The organism is uncultured Nisaea sp. (assembly GCF_963974195.1).
Lineage (GTDB): Bacteria > Pseudomonadota > Alphaproteobacteria > Thalassobaculales > Thalassobaculaceae > Nisaea.
Map to the genome: position 1 here is coordinate 38,545 of NZ_CAXBDC010000017.1, position 15,638 is coordinate 54,182.

The window sequence follows — 15,638 nt, forward strand, 5'->3', positions numbered from 1 at the left end:
GCGGAACATAATCGATCCGCCTTCCACAAAAGACAACGCGCCGGTCTGGCATTACCAGACCGGCGCGGTCTAACTCAGGCGATCAGGCCGAAGCCTTAGTTGACGGTGGTCACACCGCGACGGTTCTGGGCCCATGCTTCGTCATTGCTGCCGAAAGCAACCGGGCGCTCTTTGCCGTAGCTGATGGTGCTGACGCGGCTGGCGTCGACGCCAAGCGCGATCAGATAGTCTTTCGCGGCACTGGCACGGCGTTCGCCAAGGGCCAGGTTGTATTCCCGCGTACCGCGCTCATCGCAATGTCCCTCGATGGTCACGGTTGCGCTCGGATATTTGCGCAGCCAGAAAGCCTGACGCTCAAGCGTCGTACGGGCTTCCGGAGACAGGTCGTACTTGTCGAACCCGAAGAAGACCCGGTCGCCAACTTCAGCGACGAACTCTTCACGAGATCCCGGCGCCGGCGATGTGCTTACAGCACCCGTTGAGGACGACGAGGTCGAGGGCTGGTTCGCAGCCGGTACAGTCGATCCCGCGCCACCCGATTGGGACGCCGTTTCCTGGTCGGTCGAGCACGCAGCAACGAGAAGACCCGCAGCTACGATTGAAAGAAACTTCATTGCCATACTTTAAACCCCCACAGAAGTGAGCCTTCGATCCAAGTTTTCGGTCGTGCCCCTTAGACTCTAACCGGACGCGCCAATCCTTTGTGTTCTCTAACAGATTTCTACGGATGGCGATAGCCGCTCATTACCGGAGAAGGCTTGTCGCGCGAAATATATTTACATGTCACTAAGGAATCAAGGGCGACCATGCAGGATCGGAAGCATCCACAGGCGTAATGATCTCGCGCTCGTTATATCCTGTGAGGTCAACGGAGTAGAGTTTGGTTTTGCCCCCACGGCCCGAAGAGTCGGACGGGAACTGTTTGAAATAAATAAGAACTCGTCCGTTCGGAGCCCAAGTCGGCGACTCCACAAGATAGCCCTGGGAGAGCAGCCGCTCGCCGGTTCCGTCCGGCCGCATGACCCCGATATAGAACTGGCCGCCAACGATTTTGGTGAAGGCGATAAGGTCGCCGCGCGGGGACCAAACCGGTGTGGCATAACGGCCTTTGCCGAAACTGATGCGCTTCACGTTGCTGCCATTCGCATCCATCACGTAGATTTGCTGGCTGCCGCCGCGATCGGAGTTGAAGGTGACCTGGGCACCGTCCGGCGCGAAAGTCGGCGATGTATCGATCGACGGGCTGTCCGTCAGGCGGCGCACCCGGCGGGTCGCGAGATCCATCGTGTAGATGTCGGTAATACCGTTGCGGGCCAGGCTCATAATCACCCTATTTCCATCAGGTGAAAAACGTGGAGCAAAGGTCATGCCCGGGAAATCGCCGAGCACTTCCTGCTGGCCGGTTTCGATGTTGAAGATATAGACCCTCGGCTTGTCGTTATAATAAGCGAGGTAGGTGATTTCCTGCAGCGTCGGCGAGAAACGCGGCGTCAGCACCAGGTCCTTGCCATCGGTCAGGAACCGGTGATTCGCCCCATCCTGGTCCATGATGGCCAGCCGCTTGGTCCGCCGGTCCGGCGGTCCGCTTTCGGCGATATAGACGATACGGGTATCGAAATAGCCGGATTCCCCGGTCATCCGCTGATAGATCGCATCGGAAATGATATGGGCGACACGGCGCCAGTTCGCCGAGACCGTGGTATAGGCGTTTGCCACCATCTGCTGTTCGGCGAAGACGTCCCAGAGACGGAACTCGACCTTAACCGCACCACTCGCCTCGAAGCTCACCGCCCCGTGCACCAATGCCTGCGCATTGATCAGGCGCCAGTCACCGAAACGCGGCAGGGCACTCAGGGACACGTTACGCTGGATAAAGGCGGCATTGTCGATTGGCGCGAACAGGCCGGAGCGTTCAAGGTTCGCGGATATCACGGCCGCGATGTCCTTGCCGATCTGGGCACTCTCGGCGTTGTTGCCGGTGAATTCGGAGATCGCCACGGGCAGAGGATCAACCTTGCCCTGGGTGATGTCGATTCTCAACTCGGCCCGGGCCGGGCCCAGGGCGAAGAGTACCAGCAGCAATGCAGGCAATATCCACCGGCACAGCAGCATGGCGGGCGAAATCTCGGTGATGCGTAGCGGTCCAGCGAACCTCATGATCGGCCTCTCAAGTCGGTCGTGATCGCGGATCTTCACAGCAGATCCCTCGGGTTGAAAGTCATGGTTATGTCTTTCCATGACTCATACTTCTCTGGCGGCAACGGAAGCTTGCCGCAGCTCAGAACCGCACGCCGCGCGCTTTCAGCGGCACTGCGGAAGAAATCATCCTTGGCCATGCGCGTCTGGTCGACGATCCGTGCGTCGCGCACCGTGCCGTCCGCGCTCATCTGAAGGGTGATCTCGATATAGAGATCCTCTGCCCCCTTCGCACCGGCAGGCACGTTCCAGCATTGCGCGATCTGGCGGCGCACAGCATCGATCTCGCTGATCGAAACCTTGTTCTCCGGATCGAACGCCTTGTCGGACCGGCTTCGGGCCGGCGCCTTCAGCTTGGCCAGTACGTCCTTCAGAGGATCAACCTTCTCCTTCGGTTTTTCCTCTTCCGGTTTCGTCTGCGGCTCCGCTTCGGTCTTCTCCAGCGTCTTCAGCAGACGCGAGAAATCCTGCTTCTTGTCTTCCTTCTTCGGCTTCTTCTCGGCCTCTTTCGGCTCCGGCTCGGGCGTGCGCGGCTTCGGGCGCGGTTTCGGTGCCGGGCTCGGGGCCTGTGCCACTTTCTCCGGCTCCGGCTCTTTTTCCGGAGCAGGCTTCGGGATCGGCGCGGGTTCCGGCTCCGGCGCTTCCGCGACAGGCTTCGGCGCGGGTTCCGGGGTCGGGGCCGGAGCGGGTTCCGGAGCCGGCGGAGGCGGTGGCGGGGCTGCCGCTTCCGGCGGGGGCGGCGGTGCTTTTGGCTCTTCCGGCTCGGGCTCGGCGGCTTTCGGTTTCGGCTCTTCGGCTTTCTCGGGCTCGACCGCCGCCGTCGGCGTGTTCGTCACTTCCGAGATATCCACCATATCGACGATCACCAGCTGCTCCGGAAGGATATCGTCATTCCGGAGTTCAGGCAGACCGAACCAGGCAAACGCGAACACCGCGACATGCAGGCCGATCGATATGGTGAGCCCCTTGCGCATGGCGTCAGCGCGTCCCCTTGCTGTCGGGGATCTCGGCCAGAAGCGCGACTTTCTTGAAACCGGCGGAGCTGATCAGCCCCATGACTTCCATGACGGTGCCATACTGGATGGACTTGTCGCCGCGCACGAAGATCCGCACATCCGGGCGCTGCCCGGTGACGGCGTTCAGCCTCGGCACCAGGTTTTCCCGCGGCACCTCGGTTTCCTGCAGAAAGATCACGCCGTCCGCATTGACCGAAACCACCAGCGGCTCGACCTCGTCGGTCAATTGCGCCGCCTCGGTCTTCGGCAGATCAACGGGCACACCGACCGTCAGCAGCGGAGCTGTGACCATGAAGACGATCAGCAGCACCAGCATGACATCGACCAGCGGCGTCACGTTGATTTCGCTCAGCGGACGATAGCGCCCTCGCGCCCCTCGGCCGCCGCGCCCGGCTCCGATCATGGAAGCGGCCATGGCTCAGCCTCCCTCGTCAAGCTGGCGGGACAGAATGGAGGCGAATTCGCTGGAGAAGGTTTCCAGCCGCCCCGCATACCGGCCGAGATCGGTGGAAATCTTGTTATAGGCAATCACGGCCGGGATGGCAGCGATCAGGCCAAGCGCCGTCGCGAACAGGGCCTCGGCAATACCCGGAGCCACCACCGCGAGAGACGTGTTCTTGGTTGCCGCGATGGACTGGAAGCTGTTCATGATCCCCCAGACGGTGCCGAACAGCCCGACAAACGGGGCAACGGAGCCAACCGAGGCAAGGAAAGTCATGTGTTTTTCCAGGCGATCCATCTCCCGGGAGATAGAGAGCTGCATCACCTGTTCGATACGCTGGCGCAGGCTGGCCCGGATCTCAGAGCCTTTCGAGGTCAGCCCCTTGGCCGCCGACCGGCGCCATTCCCGCATCGCGGCCGCGAACACGCCGGTCATCGGATCGCCCGGTTGCCCGCCGATCCGGTCGTAAAGGTCCTCGAGCGAGCCGCCCGACCAGAATGCTTCCTCGAAATGCACAGCCGCTTTCGAAAGCCGGCGCATTTTCAGGGTCTTGTCGACAATGATCGCCCAGCTCCAGATCGACGCGCCGATCAGGATGAGCATCACGGCCTTCACGATCCAGTCCGCGGTCATGAACAAACCCCAGATGCTCATGTCCGTGGCCGCTGTCCCCCCAAGTGTCACGGTATCGACTAGTGTCTGATCCATTTAGATACTCTTCCTCGACGTCTGTCCTATAGTCTGCCCGCCTGCAATCCATCCGGCCTTCATCACGATACCGCCCCGTCCTGCCGGTCCAGTTTCGATTTGACCGATTTCGGCACCCGTACCGGGCGGCCTTTTCGGTCCAGGCAGGCGATGGTGCTGTCCACCTTCACCAGATATTCATCCGTTTCCGCCTTCGCGATCGTCTGCTCGACCAGAAACGACGCGCCCTTTATTCCGGCGATCACCGTCCGGATCTCCAGCGCATCGTCAAGCCGGGCGGGCAGACGGAAATCGATTTCACTGCGCCTGACCACGAAGTAAACGCCTTCCGCGTCGGCAAGTTCCGACTGGAAGACACCGATGTCGCGGAGATATTCCGTGCGCCCACGTTCAGCGAAGCGCAGATAGTTGGCGTGATAGACCACACCGCCTGCATCCGTGTCCTCGTAATAGACGCGGGCGCGGAGCACATGTGTGCCGTCCGCGGTGAACCCCGTCACCGTAGGCTGCAGTTGCCGCTCAGACATCCACGCCCTCGGAATTGTTATCGAGGAGGGTCATTTGCGCCGCTTCGGCGGGGGTCCTGTTCGGCATGGCAAGGCCGAGATAGCGATACCCGGATTCAGACAGCAGCCGCCCGCGCGGCGTGCGTTGCAGCAGCCCTTGTTGCAGCAGATAAGGCTCGATCACTTCCTCGATCACATCACGCTGCTCGGCAAGGGCCGCCGCAAGGGTTTCAGCCCCGACCGGACCGCCACCGTAATTATCGGCGATGCAGCGCAGATAGCGCCGGTCCATGGCATCGAGCCCGCGCTTGTCGATATCGAGGCGGTTCAACGCACCGTCCGCCGCCTTCTCGCCAATTTCATCAACCCCGGCAACGGCCGCGAAATCCCGCACCCGGCGCAACAGGCGGCCTGCAACGCGCGGCGTTCCGCGAGACCGGCTGGCGACTTCCGCCGCGCCTTCCGGCAGCAGGTTCATGCCAAGCAGGGAGGCTCCGCGCATGACGATGCTTTGCAGCTCCTCCGGCGTATAGAATTGCAACCGCAAGGGAATGCCGAAGCGTTCGCGCAACGGTGTGGTGATCAGGCCGGACCGCGTCGTCGCCGCCACCAGGGTAAAGGGCGGCAGGTCGATCCGGATAGACCGGGCCGCCGGGCCTTCACCGATAATGAGGTCGAGCTGAAAATCCTCCATAGCCGGATAGAGCACTTCCTCTACGGCAGGATTAAGGCGATGTATCTCGTCAATGAAGAGAACGTCACGCGCCTGAAGGTTGGTCAGCAGGGCCGCAAGGTCGCCCGCCTTGGCGATCACCGGGCCGGACGTGGCACGGAAATTCACCCCCAGCTCGCGGGCGACGATCTGGGCCAGCGTCGTCTTGCCGAGGCCGGGCGGGCCGAAGAACAGCGTGTGGTCCATCGCCTCTTCACGAACCTTCGCGGCCTCGATGAAGACTTTCAGATTCTCCCGCATTTGCTTCTGGCCGACGAAATCATCGAGAGTGACCGGACGCAGCGCCCGCTCGGGCGTATCCTCCGTCGACCGCTCGCCATCGACGATCCGGCCCTCTTCCCCGTCCTCCCAGGCACTCACGAAGCAAGCTCCTTAAGGCCGCCGGTGATCAGCTGGTTCAGATCCGCATCCGGCCCCATCGCCTTGACGGCCGCATGAACCGCGCCATAGGCGATGCTCCGGTCATAGCCGAGGTTGACCAGGGCGGAGATCGCGTCGGCGACAGCGGCAGGCTCTCCCGCCGGAGCAGCCTTGCCGCCCGCAGGCGCCGGCATCGCGGCATCCGCACCGAGCGAGATATTCACCGCCTTGTCTTTCAATTCGTTGACGATACGGCCAGCCAACTTCGGGCCGACGCCGTCCGCCCGGGTCAGCATCTTGGCATCCCCGGCAGCGACCGACCGCAGGATCTCGTCCGGCGCCAGCGCGGACAGGATGGAAAGCGCCGCCTTGGCACCCACGCCCTGAACCGTCTGCAAAATCCGGAAGGTGTCCTGCTCCGCCTTGTCGGCAAACCCGTAGAGATGGATATGGTCTTCGCGGACATGGGTTTCGACATGCACGGAGACATCGCCCCCCTTGTCGCCGAGCTGCGCAAGAGTCCGGCTGGACGCGAAAATCAGATACCCGACACCACGCACATCGATCACGGCACTGCCGTCACCGAAGGAATCGAGAATACCCCGTAATTTGGCGATCATTGGCCCATCTCCTTGCGCAGAGCCGCCTGGATCGCACGCTCGTATCCACCGGTTGCCGATTGTTGTTTGAGCCGGGAGACGCCCACCGTCTCGCCAAAGGCATGACGGCTCTGGGCGAAATGCGCGTGACAGATCGCCACCGCGAGCGCGTCCGCCGCATCCGCGGAGTCAAAAACCGCTTCAGGCAGCAGCTTCGACACCATGATCTGGACCTGGTCCTTGTTGGCGTGACCGGCCCCAACCACGGTTTTCTTCACCCGGTTTGGCGCATATTCCGTCACCCGCAATCCCTGCTTGGCCGGCGCCAGCAGAACGGCGCCCCGGGCCAGACCGAGCTTCAGGGTCGATTCCGGGTTCTTGTTCACGAAAGTCTCCTCGACCGCTGCCTCACCGGGGCTGTAGCGGCCGAGAATTTCCAGAACACCGTCATGCAATTCAAGAAGGCGTTCCGCGATGGAGCGGGATGATGTGGACTTCAAGGTACCGTTGGCGATGTGGCGCAGCCGGTGGCCGTCCACATCGATCACACCCCAGCCGGTAAAGCGGAGCCCCGGGTCGAGACCGAGAAGCCTCATCGTGATTGCATCTCCCCAATGGGCTTTTGGCAGACGCCTGACATTGGGGTCAGGCGGCCGCCGTCAGTTTCCGCATGACCTCGTCCGGGATCTCGAAATTCGCCGAGACCGACTGGACGTCATCAAGATCCTCGAGAGCCGCCAGCAGCTTCATGATGGTTTCGGCATGGCTCTCGTCCACCGGCACGGTATTTTGCGGTTTCCAGGAAAACTCGGCCTCTTCCGGCGCGCCGAACTGCTCGGAAAGCGCTTCGCGAACCGCGCTCAGATCATCCGGTGCGCAGGTGATGACATGCCCGTCCTCGGAGGATTCGACATTCTCCGCGCCCGCTTCCAGAGCGGCCTCGAACATGGCATCGGCTTCCGCCTTGTCTGCCGGATAGGAAATCTGGCCGACCCGGTCGAACATGAAGCTGACGGAGTTGGTCTCTCCGAGAGTCCCGCCATACTTGGAGAATGTGGAGCGAACCTCAGAAGCGGTCCGGTTGCGGTTGTCGGTCAGCGCCTCGACGATCATGGCGACACCGCCGGAGGCATAGCCCTCGTACCGGATGTCCTCGAAATTGTCGTCCGCACCGCCGCCTTCGGCCTTCTTCAGTACCCGGTCGATATTGTCCTTCGGCATGTTGGCCTCGCGGGCCGCCTGAATAGCCGAACGCAGTCGCGGGTTAGCGCTCACATCGGTACTCGCCTTCGCCGCGACCGCGATCTCCCGGATCAGCCGCGTGAAAAGCTTGGCGCGCTTTTTATCCTGCGCGCCCTTGCGGTACATGATGTTCTTAAATTGGGAATGCCCTGCCATTTCCTACAGTCCTCATGGGGTCCAGGCTCATTCGAAATGCCTGCCCGAACGCAACACCGCGTCCCGACAGGCCCGGAGGCCGGATCAATCGGCGAATCGGGCGACGAGTCAAGAGCGGCAGGCAAATTTATTTGCCGCCGCACCGCAGGTTTCTGCCGATCACGCCCGATATCAGCCTAGTTAACACCAGCTAATTCTATACCAGATATTGTATGAACACGCATCAGCCGAGGCGGATTTCCACTCCCCGGAGACGAAAACATCTCATACGGTGTTACGCATTTCATAGTGACACCATGAATTGAGAGGTTGAAAATCCGACTATAGCCTTACCCATCGGAAGTCGATTAAACTCCGCCGAGTGGTATGAAATTATAAAGATTCTACGGATTTCAGAATCCTGAAACCGGGGAAGCTGTGGTGAATGTCTCAAAGCCCGACCAACGAAGCGCGGTTCCAGCGCCTTTCGGTGATGATTGTCGAAGACAGCCAGCCCATGCGGGAAGTCTTGCGGGCGATGTTGCAGTCGGTCGGTGTGAAAAACATCATCGATGCGCGCGACGGCCAGCACGCTATCCGCAAGCTAAGCGAATATCAGGTTGATCTGATCATCACCGACTGGGTGATGGAAGAGATGGACGGCATAGAATTGACCCGCTGGATCCGGAACGATCCCGCAAGTCCGGATGAATTCCTGCCCATCATCATGGTCAGCGGCCATACGGAAGCGAACCGGATCGAGATGGCCCGCGATGCGGGTGTCACCGAATTCATGGCCAAGCCTCTCACCGGCGTCGGCCTGATCCAGCGCCTCGTGGCCGTGATCGAATATCCCCGCCCTTTCGTGCGCACCGACAATTATTTCGGACCGGACCGCCGCCGGAAGGTCGAATCCTTCGACGGCGAGGAACGCCGGGCTGCCGAACTGCGCGACAGGGATGCGCGCAGCGCCTGAGCCAATATCAACAGACCGGAAAATCCGGCTTACGAGAGGATCGAAATGGCCCAACCCCCGAAAGGCACTTACGAGGTCATTCATCAGCCCAACAAGCTGAAGGATCTGGTTGGCGGCCCCGCGCGCATGGACGAGCGATTGATCGCAAAGGCCGAAGCCGCGCTGGCGGAAGCCTCCGCCAAGATCGATCTCTCGGAAACAGCCAAGGAGAGCATCATCAAACTGGATGATGCCGTCGAACGGCTGAAGACGGAAGGCGCCGACCCGGCCGGGCCCGAACGCACGATCTATACGGTGATGCACGATCTCCGCTCCCAGGGTTCCAGCTTCGGCTACCCCATGGTCGAGAAGATCGCGACCTCGATGAACCGCTATCTGGAACTGGGCGAGCCCGGGCAGCGCGGGCACAACGACGCGGATGCCATCAAGGCCCATGTGGACGCCCTGAAAGCCGTTGTCGCGACGAAAATGAAAGGCGAGGCCGGCGCTATCGGCCAGCAGATCGTCGCCGGGCTTTACAAGATTTCCCGTACCAAGACCAAATAGGCCCGCTCCTTACTGAAGACAGGGCCTATTCCAGGCAGAGCTTTTCCATCTCGGCGCGCATCTGCGCGGGGATCGGCACCGGTGTCTGCGATGCCCGGTCGACATAGACATGCACGAAATGACCGAGCGCGGCGATCTCCTCGTCGCCTTCGCGGAACAACGCGGTTGCATAGGTGACGCTCGACCGGCCAAGCCGCTCCACCCGGATGCCCGCATCGATCCTGTCCGGGAACACCAGTGACTTCCTGAACTGGCAACGGGTCTCCACCACCAGCCCGACAATCGGACTGTTGTGGATATCCAGGCCGGCTTCCCGGATCAGATGCGTGTTCACGGCGGTATCGAAGTAGGAATAATACTGCACGTTGTTGACGTGCCCGTAGACGTCATTGTCCATCCAGCGGGTCGGGATCTCCAGCCACCAGCGGAACCGGTCGCGGGTCTCGACTACCCCCTCCCCGCTCACCGAAGCGCCCCGAAAAAGTCAGCCAGCACATCGAGCACTTCGTCGGGTTGCTCGATCATCATCATGTGACCGGCGCGCGGCAGAATAACGGCACGCGCGTCCGGCAACGCATCCACCAGCGGCCGGGCCAGCTTGGCCGGGGTCATCTTGTCGTCGGAGCCGGAAAGCACCAGCGCCGGGCAGGTGACTGCCGCCGCTGCCGTCAACGCCCCGTCATAGGTATCGCAGGCGGCAAGGTCTGTCGCCAGAACCGCATAGTCGCCCGCCTCCAGCAACCGCATGCTGGCGCCGCTGACCCAGGCACCGGGCGCCCTGTGACCACCGATCTGCGCACGCTTGCCGACGCTCCAGCCGACCATGGTCTCAAGTGCCGCATGCTTGCCCGTGCGGGCGGCACCCAGCAGATCCGGATGCACCTTCATTTCCGGCACGGAGCCAAGCAGAGCAAGCGCTTTCGCGCGGGCGCCCAGCCGGGACGCAACCTCAAGCGCGATGAGCGCGCCCATGGAATGCCCCATGACCACAACCTCTCCAGCTCCGGCCGCATCCAGTGCCGCGAGGCACCAGTCGGCGAAAGCAGAGATCGTCTCCGGCACCGTCCCGGCGCTGCGGCTGTGCCCCGGCAGATCGACAGCCAGGACGGAAAAGCCGTGATGCGCGAAGTAGCGCGCCTGCATGGACCAGACGGTGTGATCCATTCCGGCACCATGCAGCATCAGGATCGTTGTCTTGCCGCCGTCAAACGGGCGTCCGCCGGTCGCCGCGAACGCCTCATGTCCCTCTACGGTAAACTTCATCTGTCTAACCCGCCTTGCGCGTCGTTGCGGCGCGCAGCGCCTGTTTCAGGTCGCCGATCAGATCGCCCACATCCTCAAGCCCGACCGATAGCCGAACCAGATCCTCGGACAGCCCCGCCGCCTTCATCATCTCCGCATCCATCTGCTGGTGCGTCGTGCTGGCCGGATGGATAACCAGAGATTTCGCATCGCCGACATTCGCGAGGTGCGACCAGACGCCGAGCCGGTCGATAAAGATCTTCCCCGCCTCGCGTCCGCCCTTGATCCCGAAAGCGATCATCGAACCCGCTCCCTTCGGCATCATCCGCGCCGCCAGCTCCTTGTCCGGGTGGCTGTCCAACTCCGGATACAGCACCCATTCCACCGCCTCCGACGCTTCCAGAAAGGCCGCGACCTTGCGGGCGTTGGCGACATGCCGGTCCATCCGCAGCGGCAGGGTCTCTATGCCCTGCATCAGGTGAAAGGCATTGGTCGGAGACATGCAGGCGCCGAAATCGCGCAGCCCCTCGGCCCGGGCCCGCATGCAGAAGGCCTGCGGGCCGAACTCCTCGGCGAAATCGAGGCCGTGATAGCCGGCATAAGGCTCCGTCAGGGTCGGGAATTTTCCGGACGCCTCCCAGTCGAACCGGCCGCCATCGACCAGCACGCCGCCAATGGCCACGCCATGCCCGCCGAGCCATTTGGTCGCCGAATGCATGATGAGGTCGGCGCCGTGATCGAACGGCCGGCAGAGATAGGGCGTGGTGAAGGTGGCATCGATCATCAGCGGAATACCGGCCTCGTGCGCGACCTCGGCCAGCGCGGCGATATCCAGCACCTCAAGTCCCGGATTACCGATGGTCTCGGCGAAGACCAGACGGGTCTCCGGCCGGATTGCCTTGCGGAAGCCCTCGATGTCGCGCGGGTGGACCTTGGTGGTCTCGATGCCGAAGCGCGGCAGGGTATGGCTGAAAAGATTGTGGCTGCCGCCATAGAGCGCGCTGGAGGCAACGATGTGCGAGCCCGCCCCCATGAGCGTCACGATAGCGAGATGCAGGGCCGCATGACCGCTGGCCGTCGCCACCGCGCCGACACCGCCCTCAAGCGCGGCCATGCGCTCTTCCAGCACCGCGACGGTCGGATTGGAGATCCGCGAATAAATGTGCCCGGCCCGCTCCAGATTGAACAGCGAGGCCGCATGCTCGGAATCCCGGAACACGTATGACGTGGTTTGGTAGATCGGCACCGCGCGGGCGCCGGTATCGCTGTCCGGCTGCTGCCCGGCATGCAGCGCGAGCGTATCGAAACCGAAGAGATTTCCGTCTGAAGTCATGTGCTGCCCCTCCATCCTGCGCTTTGGTCAGGTTCGGCGCGATCTTTAACGGATGAAGGGTTGGACGCAAGCGTGATGGCACGCCTGAAGGATATTTTAGGGTGCCCGGCTCCGCCCCCGCAAAGCCTCCGAACCGATGGTTCAGAATCGAAGGACCGCGCCGAGGCGCGGCCCTTCATTTATTCTTTTTTTGAACTGTGAGCACCCTGTTCAACTTGCCCGGGACAGACGGTAATGCCCCCACCAGAAATGTCAAGTCGGAGTCAGCGAGGCGACAAAAATGTGACATCGAACAGTTCACATGAACCTTTTAAATACACCGGCAACCACTGACGCCAGCAGCAAAACATATGATGCGGAGACACATTAACTATCTGGGGAAATTAAATCTTCCTGGCCCCGGGGCGGAACACGAGAATCCGGGTCTCGCGGAAAAGACGGCCCGAAAAACTGATTCCCGATCACGCTCCGGGCGCGGCATCGTCCTTCCAGCGGCGGACCGTTCCGAGGTCGATGTCGAAGAGATCCAGAACCCGGCCGAGAGAGTGATCCACCATGTCCGCGATGGAGTCCGGTTTCGCATAAAATGCGGGAACCGGCGGCGCGATGATCGCCCCCATATCCGACAATGCCAGCATGTTCCGCAGGTGCCCCGAATGCAGCGGCGTTTCCCGCACCATGCAGACCAGCCGGCGGCGCTCTTTCAGGATCACGTCGGCCGCGCGGGACAGCAGAGTGTCGGTCACGCCGGTCGCGATTTCCGCCAGGCTCTTCACCGAGCACGGGGCAATGATCATGCCCATTGTCCGGAACGATCCGGAGGCGACAGCGGCGCCGATATCCTTGTTGGCATGCACCATGTCGGCCAGCTTCTCGACATCCCGGACCTTGAAGTCCGTTTCATGCGCCAGCGTGATTTCCGCCGCCCGGCTCATGATCAGGTGAGTTTCGATTTTCTGGCTGTCCGGCAAGGCCCGGAGCAATTCCAGCAGCCGGACGCCGTAGATCGTTCCTGAGGCACCGCTGATTCCGATTATCAGCTTGTTTTTTTGAGGATTTCTCATGAAAAAAATTTACCTCGGAAATCCAGCGCGTTACGCGCTTTGACGAAAAAACCGCGCAACTTGCCCGAAGTGGACTCATTGCACAAGCCCCTAAAGATACCTATTCTTTAAACTGTAACGTTTGAAGTTCACGATCAAAAAAGGAGAGCATAGGCATGGCCCAGGCACAGCGGATTGAATCGCTGAAACAACGCCACGAGACCTTGGAGCGAAACCTTGATCAGGAACGTACCAGACCCATGCCGGACAGCGCTGCTGTCGCAGAAATAAAACGCAAGAAACTTGCGATCAAAGACGAGATGGAAAATCTCAGGGCCTAGCCCCCACCAAACCGGTATCCCCATCAGAATATCGTTGCACCCGCCGAAAAACTCGGCGGGTGCTTGTTATTCCGGCCTCATGATCAGGAGCTAGGTTGCCATCCAGCCGCCATCGAGCGTCAGTGTGGTTCCGGTCATGTTGTCCGCGGCATTGCTACACAGAAACAGGGCTGCTCCGGACAATTGCTCGAATGTGGTGAACCTGCCGGACGGCTGCTGGTCGATCAGCAGATCGTAGGTCGCCTGCTCGATACTGGTGCCGTCCCTTTTTGCCCGGTCTTCGATCTGCACGTCGACCAGCGGCGTCTTCACCCAGCCGGGGCAAATGGCATTGCAGGTCACACCGGTTTGGGCATTCTCCAGCCCGGTGACCCTGGTCAGCCCGACCACACCATGCTTGGCCGCGACATAGGCGGATTTGCGGACCGAACCGCCCAACCCAGCGTTTGACGCGATATTCACGATGCGGCCCCAGCCGCGCCGCTTCATCCCCGGCAAAACCGCGCGCGTCGCGTGGAACGGCGCCGAGAGATTTATTGCGATCAGCGCATCCCAGCGCTCCACCGGGAAGGCTTCGATCACTTCGGTATATTGGATACCGGCATTGTTCACGAGAATATCGACGGCGCCGAAATGGCCCTCGGCCGTCTGGACCAGATCTTCGATCTCGTCCGGAATGCTCATGTCTGCGCCGTGAAAGATCGCCTCGACGCCATGTTTTGACGCCAGCGCCGCACGCGCGGCTTCTATCATGCCCGCATCACCCAGACCGTTAAGCACGATATTCGCGCCCTCGGCGGCGAAACCATCGGCCAACGCCGCACCGATCCCGCTGGTCGAGCCGGTTACAAGAACTGTCTTGCCTTTCACGGGAGCCCTTTCCATGAAGCAGAGTGGTATTCCGCGAATATGAAGGGCGCTATTGCGCGGTCCAGCCGCCGTCGAGGGTGACGGTCGTGCCCGTCATGTTGCTGGCGGCATCGCCGCACAGGAACACAGCGACACCCGCGAGCTGCTCGACCGTCGTGAATTGTCCGGACGGCTGTTTTTCCAGCAGCAAAGCCTGGGTCTCCTGCTCGACAGAAGTGCCGTTGGTCTCCGCCCGCGCCTCGATCTGGGCCATGACCAGCGGCGTCTTCACCCAACCGGGGCAGATCGCGTTACAGGTCACGCCGCTCTGGGCGTTTTCCAGGGCGGCAACCTTGGTCAGGCCGACAATGCCGTGCTTTGCCGCCACGTAAGCGGACTTGTTCACCGAGGCGACAAGACCATGCGCCGAGGCAATATTGATGATGCGGCCCCAGCCGCGCGCCTTCATGCCCGGCAGGACAGCGCGCATGCCGTGGAAGGCGGCGGAAAGATTGATGGCGATCACGGCATTCCACTTGTCCACCGGGAAGGCCTCGATGGGAGCGGTATGCTGGATGCCCGCATTGTTCACGAGAATGTCGACGGAGCCGAATGCGCCTTCGGCCGTCCGGATCAGATCCTCGATCTCCTCCGGCTTGGTCATGTCGGCACCGTGATAGATCACCTGGACGCCATACTCCGCTTCCAGTGCCGCACGGCCTTTCTCGATCCCGGCTGCATCACCAAGCCCATTGATGACGATATTCGCGCCTTCGGCTGCGAATGCCGCCGCCATGGCCGCGCCGATACCGCTGGTCGACCCCGTAACGACTGCCGTTCTGCCCTTCATGACCCTGTCCCCGTATCCGTCCGTTTTTGCTGCCTCGTGCGATACAACCATTAATGCTGCGCCGCAAGGTCGGGCAGGCCGATGCCTAGCGCTTGAAAAGCGACTCAGCGGCCGAGGAAATTGACTGCTTTTCCCTGATCGCCGCTTCCACGCGCTGAATTTCCGTCTTCATGTTCTCGATATAGAGTTCAAGGTCCTCGATGTTCCAGGTCGAAAGATCGACCGGTTTGCGGGTGACGTTCTTCGGTTCCAGATCTTCGAATGCCATCTTCCCCTCTCCCGTTATCCGGTTTCCCTACAATCCATCTTCAAGCATCATAGATTCAACGAAGACTATGATTGGATCGTTCCGTATCTTGCTCTATATAACCATCATTCATAACAATTCAGACAACCAAGAAAGAACGGATCCGTCATCCTCATGGCATACGGATAACGTGCTTCAAAGGAGATATCATGGCGAATCCGCTGATGCCGAAAGCGACGGCCGTCTGGCTGATCGACAATACGGCGTTGTCGTT

20 protein-coding genes are annotated in these 15,638 nt (G+C 61.1%); 3 read left to right on the plus strand and 17 right to left on the minus strand.

Going from position 1 to position 15,638, the window contains the following annotated elements; genetic code table 11:
- Positions 1-95 precede the first annotated feature (95 nt).
- The 10 genes from pal to AAC126_RS06030 all read right to left on the minus strand — a co-directional run bounded on the left by pal (position 96) and on the right by AAC126_RS06030 (position 7,958).
- On the minus strand, positions 96-620 hold the full coding sequence (gene pal / locus AAC126_RS05985) for a peptidoglycan-associated lipoprotein Pal (protein WP_339851031.1): 525 nt from the start codon (positions 618-620) through the stop codon (positions 96-98).
- 166 nt (positions 621-786) lie between these two features.
- Complete coding sequence (tolB, locus tag AAC126_RS05990; protein ID WP_339851076.1) at positions 787-2,112, minus strand: Tol-Pal system beta propeller repeat protein TolB; 1,326 nt, start codon at positions 2,110-2,112, stop codon at positions 787-789.
- A gap of 80 nt (positions 2,113-2,192) precedes the next feature.
- Positions 2,193-3,170, minus strand: coding sequence for a cell envelope integrity protein TolA (locus AAC126_RS05995; protein WP_339851033.1), 978 nt, complete (start codon positions 3,168-3,170; stop codon positions 2,193-2,195).
- 4 nt (positions 3,171-3,174) lie between these two features.
- On the minus strand, positions 3,175-3,627 hold the full coding sequence (tolR, locus tag AAC126_RS06000) for a protein TolR (RefSeq protein WP_339851035.1): 453 nt from the start codon (positions 3,625-3,627) through the stop codon (positions 3,175-3,177).
- Positions 3,628-3,630: 3 nt separating this feature from the next.
- Positions 3,631-4,362 carry a protein TolQ gene (gene tolQ, locus AAC126_RS06005; RefSeq protein ID WP_339851037.1) on the minus strand — a complete coding sequence of 244 codons (732 nt, stop codon included), beginning with the start codon at positions 4,360-4,362 and terminating at the stop codon, positions 3,631-3,633.
- 62 nt (positions 4,363-4,424) lie between these two features.
- Positions 4,425-4,889 carry a tol-pal system-associated acyl-CoA thioesterase gene (ybgC, locus tag AAC126_RS06010; RefSeq protein ID WP_339851040.1) on the minus strand — a complete coding sequence of 155 codons (465 nt, stop codon included), beginning with the start codon at positions 4,887-4,889 and terminating at the stop codon, positions 4,425-4,427.
- Positions 4,882-5,961 (minus strand): Holliday junction branch migration DNA helicase RuvB, encoded by a 1,080-nt coding sequence (ruvB, locus tag AAC126_RS06015; protein ID WP_339851043.1) that lies wholly within the window; start codon positions 5,959-5,961, stop codon positions 4,882-4,884. Before ruvB ends, ybgC begins: the two co-directional genes overlap by 8 nt.
- Complete coding sequence (ruvA, locus tag AAC126_RS06020) at positions 5,958-6,581, minus strand: Holliday junction branch migration protein RuvA (RefSeq protein ID WP_339851046.1); 624 nt, start codon at positions 6,579-6,581, stop codon at positions 5,958-5,960. Before ruvA ends, ruvB begins: the two co-directional genes overlap by 4 nt.
- Complete coding sequence (gene ruvC / locus AAC126_RS06025; protein WP_339851048.1) at positions 6,578-7,156, minus strand: crossover junction endodeoxyribonuclease RuvC; 579 nt, start codon at positions 7,154-7,156, stop codon at positions 6,578-6,580. Before ruvC ends, ruvA begins: the two co-directional genes overlap by 4 nt.
- 49 nt (positions 7,157-7,205) lie before the next feature.
- Complete coding sequence (locus tag AAC126_RS06030; protein ID WP_339851051.1) at positions 7,206-7,958, minus strand: YebC/PmpR family DNA-binding transcriptional regulator; 753 nt, start codon at positions 7,956-7,958, stop codon at positions 7,206-7,208.
- 424 nt (positions 7,959-8,382) lie between these two features.
- Here AAC126_RS06030 and AAC126_RS06035 point away from each other — a divergent pair, with 424 nt between their 5' ends.
- The gene (locus tag AAC126_RS06035) at positions 8,383-8,913 is read left to right on the plus strand and encodes a response regulator (protein WP_339851053.1); all 531 of its coding nucleotides are present in this window, start codon (positions 8,383-8,385) and stop codon (positions 8,911-8,913) included.
- Between the two features lie 45 nt (positions 8,914-8,958).
- A complete protein-coding gene (locus AAC126_RS06040) occupies positions 8,959-9,459 on the plus strand; it encodes a hypothetical protein (RefSeq protein ID WP_339851054.1) in 501 nt (166 codons plus the stop codon).
- 25 nt (positions 9,460-9,484) lie between these two features.
- On the opposite strand, the gene AAC126_RS06045 is transcribed toward AAC126_RS06040, so the two are convergent.
- From AAC126_RS06045 to AAC126_RS06060, 4 genes are all read right to left on the minus strand, one after another.
- Complete coding sequence (locus AAC126_RS06045; RefSeq protein WP_339851055.1) at positions 9,485-9,925, minus strand: thioesterase family protein; 441 nt, start codon at positions 9,923-9,925, stop codon at positions 9,485-9,487.
- Positions 9,922-10,722: an alpha/beta hydrolase gene (locus tag AAC126_RS06050; RefSeq protein ID WP_339851058.1), complete on the minus strand. Its 801-nt coding sequence runs from the start codon at positions 10,720-10,722 to the stop codon at positions 9,922-9,924. The genes AAC126_RS06045 and AAC126_RS06050 overlap by 4 nt, the downstream gene beginning before the upstream one ends.
- A gap of 4 nt (positions 10,723-10,726) precedes the next feature.
- The gene (locus AAC126_RS06055; RefSeq protein WP_339851059.1) at positions 10,727-12,034 is read right to left on the minus strand and encodes an O-acetylhomoserine aminocarboxypropyltransferase; all 1,308 of its coding nucleotides are present in this window, start codon (positions 12,032-12,034) and stop codon (positions 10,727-10,729) included.
- A gap of 461 nt (positions 12,035-12,495) precedes the next feature.
- Positions 12,496-13,098, minus strand: a complete 603-nt coding sequence (locus tag AAC126_RS06060; protein ID WP_339851062.1) for a UbiX family flavin prenyltransferase — start codon at positions 13,096-13,098, stop codon at positions 12,496-12,498.
- Between the two features lie 155 nt (positions 13,099-13,253).
- On the opposite strand from AAC126_RS06060, the gene AAC126_RS06065 reads away from it, so the two are divergent.
- Positions 13,254-13,418 (plus strand): DUF465 domain-containing protein, encoded by a 165-nt coding sequence (locus AAC126_RS06065; RefSeq protein WP_339851064.1) that lies wholly within the window; start codon positions 13,254-13,256, stop codon positions 13,416-13,418.
- A 90-nt stretch (positions 13,419-13,508) separates the two neighbouring features.
- Here AAC126_RS06065 and AAC126_RS06070 read toward each other — a convergent pair whose 3' ends face one another.
- From AAC126_RS06070 to AAC126_RS06080, 3 genes are all read right to left on the minus strand, one after another.
- Positions 13,509-14,288 carry a 3-hydroxybutyrate dehydrogenase gene (locus AAC126_RS06070; protein ID WP_339851066.1) on the minus strand — a complete coding sequence of 260 codons (780 nt, stop codon included), beginning with the start codon at positions 14,286-14,288 and terminating at the stop codon, positions 13,509-13,511.
- 49 nt (positions 14,289-14,337) lie between these two features.
- Positions 14,338-15,117: a 3-hydroxybutyrate dehydrogenase gene (locus AAC126_RS06075; RefSeq protein ID WP_339851068.1), complete on the minus strand. Its 780-nt coding sequence runs from the start codon at positions 15,115-15,117 to the stop codon at positions 14,338-14,340.
- 85 nt (positions 15,118-15,202) lie between these two features.
- Entirely contained in the window at positions 15,203-15,385 is a 183-nt protein-coding gene (locus AAC126_RS06080; RefSeq protein WP_339851070.1) for a DUF1192 domain-containing protein, read from the minus strand.
- Positions 15,386-15,638: the final 253 nt, after the last annotated feature.

Excerpts from the sequence above, each read along its gene's own strand:
- pal (WP_339851031.1), bottom strand. The coding sequence starts at position 620 with ATGGCAATGAAGTTTCTTTCAATCGTAGCTGCGGGTCTTCTCGTTGCT.
- tolB (WP_339851076.1), bottom strand. The coding sequence starts at position 2,112 with ATGCTGCTGTGCCGGTGGATATTGCCTGCATTGCTGCTGGTACTCTTC.
- AAC126_RS05995 (WP_339851033.1), bottom strand. The coding sequence starts at position 3,170 with ATGCGCAAGGGGCTCACCATATCGATCGGCCTGCATGTCGCGGTGTTC.
- tolR (WP_339851035.1), bottom strand. The coding sequence starts at position 3,627 with ATGGCCGCTTCCATGATCGGAGCCGGGCGCGGCGGCCGAGGGGCGCGA.
- tolQ (WP_339851037.1), bottom strand. The coding sequence starts at position 4,362 with ATGGATCAGACACTAGTCGATACCGTGACACTTGGGGGGACAGCGGCC.
- ybgC (WP_339851040.1), bottom strand. The coding sequence starts at position 4,889 with ATGTCTGAGCGGCAACTGCAGCCTACGGTGACGGGGTTCACCGCGGAC.
- ruvA (WP_339851046.1), bottom strand. The coding sequence starts at position 6,581 with ATGATCGCCAAATTACGGGGTATTCTCGATTCCTTCGGTGACGGCAGT.
- ruvC (WP_339851048.1), bottom strand. The coding sequence starts at position 7,156 with ATGAGGCTTCTCGGTCTCGACCCGGGGCTCCGCTTTACCGGCTGGGGT.
- AAC126_RS06030 (WP_339851051.1), bottom strand. The coding sequence starts at position 7,958 with ATGGCAGGGCATTCCCAATTTAAGAACATCATGTACCGCAAGGGCGCG.
- AAC126_RS06035 (WP_339851053.1), top strand. The coding sequence starts at position 8,383 with ATGTCTCAAAGCCCGACCAACGAAGCGCGGTTCCAGCGCCTTTCGGTG.
- AAC126_RS06040 (WP_339851054.1), top strand. The coding sequence starts at position 8,959 with ATGGCCCAACCCCCGAAAGGCACTTACGAGGTCATTCATCAGCCCAAC.
- AAC126_RS06050 (WP_339851058.1), bottom strand. The coding sequence starts at position 10,722 with ATGAAGTTTACCGTAGAGGGACATGAGGCGTTCGCGGCGACCGGCGGA.
- AAC126_RS06055 (WP_339851059.1), bottom strand. The coding sequence starts at position 12,034 with ATGACTTCAGACGGAAATCTCTTCGGTTTCGATACGCTCGCGCTGCAT.
- AAC126_RS06060 (WP_339851062.1), bottom strand. The coding sequence starts at position 13,098 with ATGAGAAATCCTCAAAAAAACAAGCTGATAATCGGAATCAGCGGTGCC.
- AAC126_RS06065 (WP_339851064.1), top strand. The coding sequence starts at position 13,254 with ATGGCCCAGGCACAGCGGATTGAATCGCTGAAACAACGCCACGAGACC.
- AAC126_RS06075 (WP_339851068.1), bottom strand. The coding sequence starts at position 15,117 with ATGAAGGGCAGAACGGCAGTCGTTACGGGGTCGACCAGCGGTATCGGC.
- AAC126_RS06080 (WP_339851070.1), bottom strand. The coding sequence starts at position 15,385 with ATGGCATTCGAAGATCTGGAACCGAAGAACGTCACCCGCAAACCGGTC.